Source organism: Candidatus Clostridium helianthi (assembly GCF_045310795.1).
In the GTDB taxonomy this organism is placed as follows: Bacteria; Bacillota; Clostridia; order Clostridiales; family Clostridiaceae; genus Clostridium; species Clostridium helianthi.
The window spans coordinates 25,137-37,199 of sequence record NZ_JBJIAB010000052.1 but is presented as its reverse complement, the minus strand read 5'-3'; the positions used below and the strand labels follow the sequence as shown (position 1 = coordinate 37,199).

8 protein-coding genes are annotated in these 12,063 nt (G+C 29.4%); 6 read left to right on the top strand and 2 right to left on the bottom strand.

Annotated features, from left to right (window positions below; genetic code table 11):
• Positions 1–405 precede the first annotated feature (405 nt).
• The 3 genes from ACJDTP_RS24905 to ACJDTP_RS24895 all read left to right on the top strand — a co-directional run bounded on the left by ACJDTP_RS24905 (position 406) and on the right by ACJDTP_RS24895 (position 6,687).
• On the top strand, positions 406–3,564 hold the full coding sequence (locus tag ACJDTP_RS24905) for a cadherin-like beta sandwich domain-containing protein (protein WP_406762764.1): 3,159 nt from the start codon (positions 406–408) through the stop codon (positions 3,562–3,564).
• Between the two features lie 453 nt (positions 3,565–4,017).
• Positions 4,018–5,868, top strand: coding sequence for an NTP transferase domain-containing protein (locus ACJDTP_RS24900; RefSeq protein WP_023976105.1), 1,851 nt, complete (start codon positions 4,018–4,020; stop codon positions 5,866–5,868).
• 123 nt (positions 5,869–5,991) lie between these two features.
• Positions 5,992–6,687 carry a sugar phosphate nucleotidyltransferase gene (locus ACJDTP_RS24895; RefSeq protein WP_012060848.1) on the top strand — a complete coding sequence of 232 codons (696 nt, stop codon included), beginning with the start codon at positions 5,992–5,994 and terminating at the stop codon, positions 6,685–6,687.
• A 119-nt stretch (positions 6,688–6,806) separates the two neighbouring features.
• Here ACJDTP_RS24895 and ACJDTP_RS24890 read toward each other — a convergent pair whose 3' ends face one another.
• Positions 6,807–7,502: an NAD(P)H-dependent oxidoreductase gene (locus tag ACJDTP_RS24890; RefSeq protein ID WP_012060847.1), complete on the bottom strand. Its 696-nt coding sequence runs from the start codon at positions 7,500–7,502 to the stop codon at positions 6,807–6,809.
• A 6-nt stretch (positions 7,503–7,508) separates the two neighbouring features.
• On the bottom strand, positions 7,509–8,117 hold the full coding sequence (locus tag ACJDTP_RS24885; RefSeq protein ID WP_017212122.1) for a TetR/AcrR family transcriptional regulator: 609 nt from the start codon (positions 8,115–8,117) through the stop codon (positions 7,509–7,511).
• A 499-nt stretch (positions 8,118–8,616) separates the two neighbouring features.
• Between ACJDTP_RS24885 and ACJDTP_RS24880 the strand changes: the two genes are divergently transcribed.
• From ACJDTP_RS24880 to ACJDTP_RS24870, 3 genes are all read left to right on the top strand, one after another.
• Positions 8,617–10,077, top strand: a complete 1,461-nt coding sequence (locus ACJDTP_RS24880; RefSeq protein ID WP_039770729.1) for an oligosaccharide flippase family protein — start codon at positions 8,617–8,619, stop codon at positions 10,075–10,077.
• Between the two features lie 412 nt (positions 10,078–10,489).
• The gene (locus ACJDTP_RS24875; RefSeq protein WP_039770731.1) at positions 10,490–11,587 is read left to right on the top strand and encodes a membrane protein; all 1,098 of its coding nucleotides are present in this window, start codon (positions 10,490–10,492) and stop codon (positions 11,585–11,587) included.
• Between the two features lies 1 nt (position 11,588).
• Positions 11,589–11,855 (top strand): hypothetical protein, encoded by a 267-nt coding sequence (locus ACJDTP_RS24870; RefSeq protein ID WP_017212125.1) that lies wholly within the window; start codon positions 11,589–11,591, stop codon positions 11,853–11,855.
• Positions 11,856–12,063: the final 208 nt, after the last annotated feature.

Genomic DNA, 12,063 nt, shown 5'->3' with positions numbered 1-12,063 from the left:
GCTTCGCTATCGGCTTTTTTTAAAAATTTCTAAAAGTTATCCACAGATTCGGATATTTTAATTATGAAATATCCTCAGATATTAATATAATATTAGTCATTATTTTATATTATATGATTTTTAGGTAAATTTAATGAATACGCATTAATACATTCATATAAAGGATATAAATGTCTAAAGGCACAGGGAAATGATTCGATAATAAATAATGGAATGTATTTAAAATTAGTAAAATAATAGTAATTTATTATAACATATTAACACATAAGGGATTTATATAAATTTAGATATTTTTTTATTTAATATAATTCGCAGATATGTCTTAATATGATGAGATAAATAGGCGAGCGGCTATATATAAACTAAATTTTGAATTTAAAGCACAATTTAAGGAGGACGAGAATGATGAGCAAGATTAAAAAAAGGTTTATAGCGCTAATAGTGGTATTTACAAGTATAATATCACTTATACCACTTGGGTTTAATTCAGAAGTAGCAAAAGCGGATGATATACCTGCAGAAGCTACAGCCAGCAGAGTAAATTTAGATGGAACTATGACACCTCTTCCAAGTAGAATAGATAGCACTACTCAAGAAGAGATACATACTGCTAATTCTCTTGAGGATAATTTTGATATATCTCTTAAAAATATTCAAAAGACTCAAGCTGAATTGATACAACAGGCGAAAGATTCAAAATCATCAATTACTGGAGTAACAAAGCAGGAAATAGTTGTTAAGGCTATAAATGAAGCTATACTAATCAATGATGATGGAACTGCTAATACAGACGGACAAAATGCTGTGGCAGGGATGGGAATAACTTTAAGTTATAGTAACAGTACTGGAAATGGTGGGCCGACTCCTGTAGAAAATGATTCAGAAAGAATAGGGGTAAAGATAACAGGTTTGCCAGCAGGTGTTAATAAAATTAAATATGCAGTTAAAATAACAACATTGTCAATAATATATAAAGAAACTAAAAATTCTGATGATACTGTGACGCAAGATGCAACTCCGGATCCAGCTGGAGAGAAGACAGTTACAAAATATGAAAAAACAATAACAATAGAAAATGGTAAAGATTATGCAACAAACCAAATAAGTGAAATGACATTTAAAGCTTATGTTGGTGATGCAGATGCATTTAATGATAAAGATGAGATTTCAGATGCCGCAAAAAATGAAAATAATACAGTGCCATTTTTGTATTCAACTACGGTGACGCCAGATCCTAATATGAAATTAAGATATAATTTTGATGTGCCAGATTCACTTTCAGCATTAAAATATATTATGACTTTTGGAGATATGATTAATTTAGATAAAGGAGTTGAATTGTATAAAAATGGTATACGTGCTGTTGATGGAAGCTTCAGTCTTAACGGACAGAAATTATCTGGAGATTTATCAAATCGAAGTAAGTCAGATTTAATAGTAATTAAGGTAAACTCAGTTACCAACGATAGTAGTTCCACTGTAAAAATTGCAAAAGCATATTCAGTAGAAATTAGATACAACAAATTAGATGCAGAAAAAGATTATAGTTTAAAAAATGCAGGAATAACAAAGCTTGATTTTAATGATGATGATGATGTTAAAGCATATATTGGAAAGGCGTTTACTGTTACAAAAACTACGTCTGGATTTTCAGAATATAAAGGAAAAATATATGTGGATTCAAGAGCTGGAATGATAAGTATAAATCCTACGTTAATAAGATCCCAATCTAGTAACAATGTAGCATATACTGTTACCAATAATTATAAGGATTCATCAGGTAAGACTAAAACTGAACAATCACAGCTCAAGAATGGAAAACAATATGTTAATTTTGATACAAGCTCAGATTATAATCAAATACAGATAGATGCCTATGAAGGAAAAGATGGAAATATAACTAATTCGTCAAAGATATTAGCGAGATATCTATTAGATGTTGTTGTTATAAATAATGATAATAACTTTACAATGAATTTAGAATTTAGCAAAACTACAGATAGCAATAGTGATGTAGTGTTAACACAACCAGGAGTAACTAAAGCGAATAATGGGGAAGTTAGTTTTGCTTCATCTAGGCGTAGTTATGATTTGTATTATGGGTCACCTAATGCAAATTCAGTTATAGTTTCTTTTACAGGTCATCAAAGTGATAAACATGAATATATAAAAGTATTTTTTGCGGATGATGTAAATAGTACTAATCTTGAGGAGGCCACTGAATCAGTGAATAATCTACCTGATAAGGATCTTTTAAGAAGTACTAGCCTTAATGTGAATATTGCTCATAGTAGAAAGAAAATGGTTGTTCAAGCCTATTATGATAAGGTTGAAATAAAGAAAGATGAGAATGGTCAGAATGTAAAAGTCAAAACTGGCACGTATACTGTAGGAGATAGTTATGTGTTTTATCTTCCGGAAAATTTTACAGGTGAAGTGACACCAGATCCAGGCGCAAGTTCAAGCAATGCTTCATTAAATTCATTAAAGATTTCAGGGTATACTTTAACTGATAGTGATGGGAATTCTGGATTTTCAAGTGATAAATTAGATTATAAAACTACTGTGGCAAAAGAAGATACAACAGAAAAAATAACAGCGATAGCACAAGATGATAATGTTAAGTCAATTATTGCGAGTATTAATGGAAGTGATGCAACTTATGACTTGACTTCTGGAGAAGCAAATGAAATTCCTTTAAATACAAATGGTAATACAACTATAACTATAGTTGTTACAGCGCAGGATGGAAAAACTAGTAAGACATATAGTATTGTAATTAAAAATAATTCAAAAGGTAGTAATGCTAATTTAAAAAATGTTATTCTTAGCCAAGGAGATTATGCATTTGATCCTAAAGAAGATATAACTAAAGTTCGAGTTGATCAGAATGTATCTAAGATTAATGTAACTCCAATAGCAGAAGATTCTAAATCAACAATTAGTGTTAATGGAGAGGAATATTCAGATTCTGCAATAAGTGTTAGCCTTAAAGGAGCTCAGAAAACGGAGATTGATATAGAGGTTATATCTGAAGATGGCAAGGAGACTAAAACTTATACTTTAGAAGTTTATAGGGTTGACTCTTCTGATTGGAATAACGATGATAATAATAATGATAGTAGCAGTGATGATGATCAATTTTATGATGATTACAATGATTGTTGGGTAGATTTAACTAAGTATGATGAATGGGGAACAGTAAATGGGAAACCAGTATACTTTGATAAAAAAAGCAGACAAGTTAAAAATGCATGGGTATCTACTGGCGGAAAGTACTACTACCTAAATAATTTAGGATACAGAGCATCAGGTTGGAAGGTTGATGATAAGACTGGTCAAACATATTACCTAGATCCAACAAACGGAGAGATGAGAAAAGGATGGATGAATTTAAATAATAGCTGGTATTACTTGGGGTTAAATGGAGTAATGAAAAAAGGCTGGTTAAATTTAAATGGAAAATGGTATTACTTTACTCCTAATGGACAAATGGTTGTGAATCAAAGTATGTATATTGATGATGGTGTATATAAATTTGGACAGGATGGAGCTATGTACTAAAAATATTTATAGTTTTGTTAAGCTATGACTTTTAATTACATATAGCTCATAGAAATAAAGATTATGCTATTTCTACAGTTTTAAAGGAATTATGATTGGTGGATGTAAGATTATATTTACAAATCAAATACGTACGTGTATAACAGGGATTTAGAAATTTCTATACAAAAAGGCACTAAGAGGGAGGTTTTTCAACTTTCGCTTGTCTGATTAAAGATTTAGGCAAGCGAAAAGTGAGTTTAGCTTTCCTCTTAGTGTTTTTTAAAAATATTAAGAGTTCAAATTAAAACAAATGTATTTGATTTTAAACAAGTATCATATAGAGGCGAACTTTGGGGCAGAAATATACAAGGGAGTTTTTATTGACAACTGGAATTTTAGGGAATATAATAATTATAGTTCAAAATTCGAACAATAAATACTATGTTTAATTAAAGGGGAGTTAGGTGTAATATGTTAGAAGATAGGATAGAAATTTTAAAAACGCTGAATGATAATTTTAATATTAATCAAAGAGAATTGGCTAAAAGAACTAATATATCCCTTGGGAAGGTTAATGCAGTTTTAAAAGAATTTACCATGGATGGATTTATTGACAGAATAACAAATAATAGAGGAACTTTATATAAAGTAACTGAAAAGGGCATGAAGTTTTTAGAAGAAAATATTGCTTCTGCAAAAAGTACTAGATTAAAGATTCATGAAGAAGAGAAAAAAATAGTTAAACAAGCTGTAATACTTGCAGCAGGTAAGGCAGAGGAATTTGGGAAACCTGTAGGAATGTTGGATATTGAAGACTTTAGGCTTATTGATAGAACTCTAAATATTTTAAAAGAAAATGGAATAACTAAGACCGTTATAGTAACTGGATATGAAAGTCAGTACTATGAAGAAGCTTTTAAAAATAGTAAAAATATAATATTAGTAAAGAGCGATACTTATAAGTGGACAGGAACAATGCATTCATTATCTTTAGCTAAAGATTATATAGATGATGATTTTTTACTTATTGAAAATGATTTGATTTTCGAAAAAAGAGCTATTAAGGAATTAGCAGAAAGTCCAAATCGTGATTGTATTCTTTTTACAAATGAAAGTGGATCAGGTGATGAAGCATTTGTTGAAATAAGGGATAATCATTTATTTAAAATGTCCAAAGATATTCATCAATTTAATAGAATTGATGGAGAAATGATAGGACTTACTAAGATATCACATAAATTATATACAATGATGCTTGAAGAATTTAAAGGGAATGTAAATCCGTATTTAAATTATGAATATGTACTTTTAGATGTTGCTAGAAATTATAATATTGGTTTTGTTAAAATAGATGATCTTGCATGGGGGGATGCAGATAGTTCTAAGGAATATGAAAAAATCAAGAATTATCTTTATCCAACTATAAGAAGAAGAGAGCTAAGTTATGAGATAAGTAACATAAAAGCTATTGTTAGAGAATCATTAAAAGTAACAGATGAAGATATTACAGAAGTTGAGCCAGCAGGTGGTATGACAAACAAAAATTATAAAATATGTGTTAAAGGTGATAGATACATATTAAGAGTCGCAGGTGTTGGAACGGAACAAATGATTAATAGAAACACAGAAATGTTTAATTCGGCGATTGCTTCTGAGAAAGGCTATAATGTAGAAGTACCTTATTTCAATCTTGAAACTGGAGTTAAAATATCTAAGTTTATAGAAAATGCTGAAACTTTAACTCATAGAAGTATTAAGAAAGAAGAAAACTTAAAGCAAGTTACAGCTATCTTAAGAGACTTGCATGAATGTACTGATTTTCATATGGATAATGAGTTCAGTATGTTTAGGGAACTTGAAAAATATGAAGGGATTTTAACAAAAGATAATGGAAACTTTTTTGAGGATTATGCTGAAGTAAGAGAAAAGGTTATGGCTCTTGAAGAAGAATTAAATAGATGCAACAGAGTCTATGTACCATCTCATAATGATTTGGTTTCGGAAAACTTTGTTAAGGATACTGCAGGCAGAATTTATTTAATCGACTGGGAATACAGTGGGATCAACGATGATATGTGGGATTTGGCAGCTCTTTCTTTAGAAAATGAATTTTCAGAAGATGATATAGAGTTAATGTTTAGACTATATTTTAAAGGAAAAGATGCTGATAAAGATTCAAGAAGAAGATTATTAATTCATCAAATATGCCAAGATTTCTTATGGGCTGTTTGGACACTAATTAAGGAAGCAGAAGGAGACGATTTTGGTACTTATGGATTAGATAGATATAATAGAGCTAAGGAATATTTAAATAAACTTTAATTATAAATCAAATTTATAATTCTGGTTAGATATCACATAAGCTTAGGATATAACTTGTTTATTTATATGTATTGAAATTTAAGATGATTTATATATTTTTAATTAGCTGAGGAGAAGGTAGATATGAGAGCAATTTTAATGGCAGCAGGCATGGGAACAAGATTAAGACCATTAACTGAAAATACTCCAAAATCTTTAATAGAAGTCAATGGGATGTCTTTACTTGAAAGACAAATAATAAATTTAAAGGAGATTGGGATTAACGAGATTATAGTATTAACTGGATATCTCCATGAAAAGTTTGATGATATAGTTAAGAAATATAATTTAATCAAAGTGGTTAATGATAAATACGATATCTATAATAATATATATACTATGTATTTAGTTAGGCAATACCTTAGGGATGCATTTGTAATTGATGCAGATAACTATATTACAAGGAACTTCTTACCTAAAAGTAAACCAAAAACATCATTATATTATTCAGCTTGTAAAGAAAATATAATAGGTGAGTGGATTTTGAAATATGATGAAGATGGCAGAATACATAGTGTTGAAATTGGAAAAGAAGGAGATAAACCTGATTTTATAATGTCAGGAGCATCTTTTTGGACTGCTAAAGATGGCGAATTTATTTCTAATAAAGTTGAAGAAGCAATAAACAAAGGGGACTTTAGAGATTTATATTGGGATAGTATTGCTGTAGATAATCTTAAGGACATGGAAGTGCATATCGAAAAGATACAATCAAATGATATATTTGAAATAGATTCATTGGAGGATCTAGCATATCTGAAAAACGCACTTAAATTATAATTTAATGATATAAAAGCAAAATATAATATGGAAATATGAAAAACTACACTAAAATATACTTATTTTGATGAAGGTATATTTTTGTGTAGTTTTTTATGTAAAAATATATGTTTAAAAGGCTACTGAATATGTCTATTATGCAAGTGAGATTGATATTTCCAGGAACTTAATTGTATAATATTTGGGCTGCTATCTATAAGAGCGTTATTATCTTTTGAAAAAATCACTTTTCTTAAAATTAATCTTTTCTTATTGTATGTACGATTATGTAGGCCTAATATTTTGTAGGAAAGTTTGAAAATATCCTTATGTATTCTCATTTTAGTTTTTAAACTCACATCTTCCCAACTTATCTCATAAAGAGTTCTACAAAACTTTAAAGTGTTCTTTATTCCCAATGAATTAAGATTTCTCTTTAGAATTTTAGATGTATAAAAAAGACCAGCACCAGAAGTTGTTGACATGGACAATCCTATTTTATCATTTATTTGGGATCTTGAGCTACTTAATAGGTAACAACAAGATAGTCTGTGCAAAAACAGTTTCATTTCATTGCTAATATCACATTTTGATACTGGAGAAGCTATTATAAGTAAATCAGAGCTATCTAATGAATTTATGATGTACTCCATACCATTAACAGTTTTTGAATCAATATCGGGATAAGAAAGACGTCCATTGTAAATATAATCTTTTGATAAGAAAAATTCCGTGACTTTTAATTCAATATTAAGTTTAAGAGCATTTAGCAAGAGTTGCACACAATTATATGTATTTGTCTCGCTTGAGTTATCATAAATGACAATTACATTCACAAGTGATCATCCTTTCACTATATATGTGTCTTTAAATTCTGAAATATGATTTTCTAAGAATCTACGTTCTTTATCAGTTAAGTTTTCGTGCTTATAAAATAGTAAGAAAACTGGGGAGTAGAATTGAAGTGCTAATGTATAAGGGTCTTTTTTTATAAATACGTTTGAACTTATTAATTTTGAAAATACGTCAGCTTGAAAATCTAATATATCATCAATAAATATCTTATTATATAAATCTGAAAGTTTAGAGTTGTTACATTGCTCTATTGTCAGCAATTTTCTGAATTTAATCATATTCTCGTCTTCTAAGTAGAAATTAAAAATGTATGAACTTTTTTTGAAAAAGTATTCGTCAGATAACCAATTTGTTTTATTAGGAAGATTCTCATCAGAATTATCCCTAATTTTTATACTGTTCAAAAATTTATTTACTAAATCTGAATATTTTTGGATTATAGTATCAAAAATATCTTGCTTATTTTTGAAGTGATTATAAAGAGAACTTGCTTTTATGCCAACTGCTTTGGCGATATCTCTAACAGATATTGCATCAAAACCTTTCCTTGAAAAAAGATTTAATGATTCAGATATAATTTTTTCTCTTGTATTCATAAAAACTCCTCACAAAAATATTATTGCATAACTTTAAAGTGCTTAATTTATATTAATATATATCAAACACAAATACATATAAACTATAATTAGAGTTTGAGAAATAAGCATAATATTCCACTACTATTATCTTATAATTTAAAACTAACAGTTGTTAGTTTGATTATAACTCAAAGTAAGAAAAAAGTCCATAAATTTTCAACACTTTCCATATAATTTGTATATGAATTGACAATGAATAAACTAGAATGTACAATTGAAAAAGCGAAAAATATACACATATAAAAAAAGCGCGAAGCGCAACTAAGAACTTATAAAAAAGCAGGAAGTGCTAAAAACTGATATAAAAAGTGCGAAGCGAAGTCAATAACTTGTTAAGTAGAAATAAATTCAATTGGAACTGTGCATTTTAATAAAATAATTTCTAATTTATCACAGTGTGCTTAAAAGTCATTAAATGTGCATTGTTGATTAGAATACGTATATGGAGGACAAACAAATGGCTAAATCTATTTCAAAAAATGCGATATTCAAAGCAATGCTTAACTTATTTAACATAATATTGCCGATTTTGGTAATCCCATTAGTTACTAGATCAGTTGGTAAAGAATTATATGGTTATATGGGATATGGAGATTCTCTAACTGCTTATTTTTTAATATTCGCAAGCTTTGGAATTTACCAGTATGGACTAAGAGAAATAAGTAAAGTTCGTGATGACAAGGCTAAACTTAGACAAACGTTTACGAGCTTGTTTCTTTTTGCAAGTGTTACTAATATCCTAGCTTCAGCTGCATACATGATATTTGTAGCTATTTTTTATAAAAATGAACCATATTTTTATACATGTATAGTTATGGGATTTAATTTGGTATTTAATCTTTTTTACGTGGAATGGGTTAATGAAGCATTAGAAAATTATGATTTCATTGCTATTAAAACAATGATAGTTAGAATAGTATATTCTGCATTGATTTTGCTATTTGTTAGAAAACAAGAAGATTATTTGTTTTATTTATATTTAGTTATAGGATTTAACTTTATAAATAATATAATAAGTTTCGTATACGTAAAAAGAAAAGTAAGGCTTGATTTTTCTAATCTTGAATTTTTTAGACATTTAAAACCTATGTTTTACGTTGTAATTCTTTCTAATACAGGAGTTTTATATACTCAGCTTGATAAGATTATGCTAAAAGACAGTATTGGAGGGACTACCGATGTTGGATATTATTATATGGCTCAGAGGGTAACTACTATAGTAAGTACACTACTATTAACAGTTATCCAAGTTACTATGCCAAGGCTCTCTAACTACTTGGGAAATGAATCTAAAGGTGAGTATTTGGTCCTACTAAAAAGGGTTATAAAGATATATTTTCTGATTTTATTTCCAGCATCTATAGGTCTTTTGTGCCTTTCTAAAGAGGCTATATATATCTTTGGAGGACCAGAATTTTTAGCGGCAGTTCCGGTTATGGTTATATTTTCAATACATATGTTAAGTGTTGGAGTTGAAGGGGTAATAGCAAATCAAATAATATATCTTCACGGAAAAGAAAAGTATGATGCAATGTTAGTATTAATTGGAGGAATACTTAATTTAATTTTTAATACAACATTATTTCTAACAGGAACATTTAATATGGTTACTGCTATAAGTACAACTCTTTTAGCAAATCTTATTGTAATAGGTTTAGAATATAGGCTGGTTAAGAAAGTTATAAAATTAGATATACATTTGTTCGCTTACGAGAATATAAAGTATTTCTATTATTCTTTGATATTCATTCCTATAACGTTTGGAATAAAGCTTGTTATACATAACATACTTTTTGGATGTGTAGTGGAGGTTTTTGCATGTGGCTTAATATATGCTGGAATTCTCATATTTACTAAGGATCAGGTATTTTTTGAGCTGGCAGACAAATTACTTTTGAAATTCAAGCTTAAAAGATAATTAGAATTGAATAAGAAATTAAGAGGATATTATTTTATATAGCTCTTAAGTTAGAATCATGCGTTTGTTAGTGCTGTTGGGAATTGACATGTAAAATGTTAAAGATATAGCGCTTTCAAAGGCATGATTTTTTATTAAGTATTTAAATATGAATGGGAATAAATCAATTTAAAGCTTTTTATGAAAATTTATAATATTTTTTTATGTGAACATGTTGATTTGAACAGTGAACAATGATAATATAATTTTGTTCACAAAATGAACTTAAGGCTAAGGCATAATTAAGTTTAATATATATTCATTTTGTTTATTATATAGTATAAGGAAATAATTTAGTTTAAGAAGATTATTGTAAGGTAGAAAAAGTTAAAATTATACGAATAAGAAGTTATATTTAAGGGGGAGATTTTTGATGCAAAATATTATAAAAAATACCAAAGTTAATGAAGCTGCAGTTATTGCAAAAAGGAAATTATCGGCACAATTTTTTAAAAAGGGTATTACAATAGCTTTATTTTCAGGTCTCATGTATGGATTCTACTCAGCATTTCTAACTTTGGGGATGACTAAAGGAGTTTGGGGAGATTGGACAGGAGTAAATTCAGCTGGTTTATCAGCTTTTGTTATTACGTATTTATTAGGGGCACTTGGAAGTGCAGTAAATGATGTTTGCAGCGCTGTATGGGCAGTGATTTATGCAATTATTAAAGGTAAGTTTGGAGATTTCTTAAGATGTATTAATACTACCCCAGGGCGTGTAATGATGTTAGCAGCTCTTATAGGAGGACCTATTGCTAGCACGGCTTATGTTATTGGGCTTCAGATGGCAGGGTCAATAGTTATTCCTATTACTGCCCTTTGTCCAGCTATTGGTGCTATTTTAGGTAGAATTTTATTCAAGCAGGAATTAAATAAACGTATGATATTGGGTATTGCTATCTGTGTTTGTGCAAGCTTTATGATTGGAAGTACAGGTATTACAGGGGATGCACCAAAAGGTATGCTATTAGGTATTTGCATTGCTTTCATCGCGGCTCTTGGATGGGGTTTTGAAGGTTGTGTAGCTGGCTATGGTACATCTATGATTGATTCAGAGATAGGTATTACCATTCGTCAGGCAACAGCAGGTCTTTCAAATTTAATTATATTCATTCCTATTTTAGGGATGATAGCAGGTGGAGTTAATATTTCAGCAGGGCTTGTGGCTCAAGCATTTACAAGTGGTTCTGCTATGATTTGGTTTGCTGCAAGTGGCCTTTGTGCATTTATTTCATTTATGACATGGTATAAAGGCAATAGTATGTGTGGTGCTGCACTTGGTATGGCTTGTAATGGTACATATTCATTCTGGGGACCATTTTGCTGTTGGATATTACTTGGTGTAATCTTTGGAATAGATGGATGGTCTCTACCTCCAATCGCTTGGGGAGCAGCAGTACTAATGATAGTTGGTATATTAGTAATTGCAATGAATCCGCTTGATTTATTCAGAAAAAAGGAGGTAAGATAGTATGAAACCACTTAATTATGCTATTTTAAAATACTTTACGAAAGTACCTGAAGCTTGTGCAGAAGACGTTATTGAAGCTCTAAAAGGTGAGTATGGTAAATTTAAGGCCCTTAAAAGAGATGCTGTAATTTCAGCTCTAATGACAGCAGAAGCTAATGGACTTTTAGAAGAAACAAGGTTTGATATGGATGAGGCAGGCAATTTAAGAGTTTATTATCATGCAAATGAAGAAGGAGCAGCTACAATTAATAAATATATTAGAGACTAATGATTATATATTTGTATTAATAAAAAAATGAATAATACTGGTGTAATCGTAGAATAAAAGACAATAATATATTTTAAAGTTTAAATATATGAAATGCACAACTCATACTGAGTGGTTAGGAATAAGGCACATAAACTTTTATTGTGCTTAAGGTTTTATTGAAACCAAAATCTCTAATCATGAAATATGAGGTGTGTATTTTTTTTTG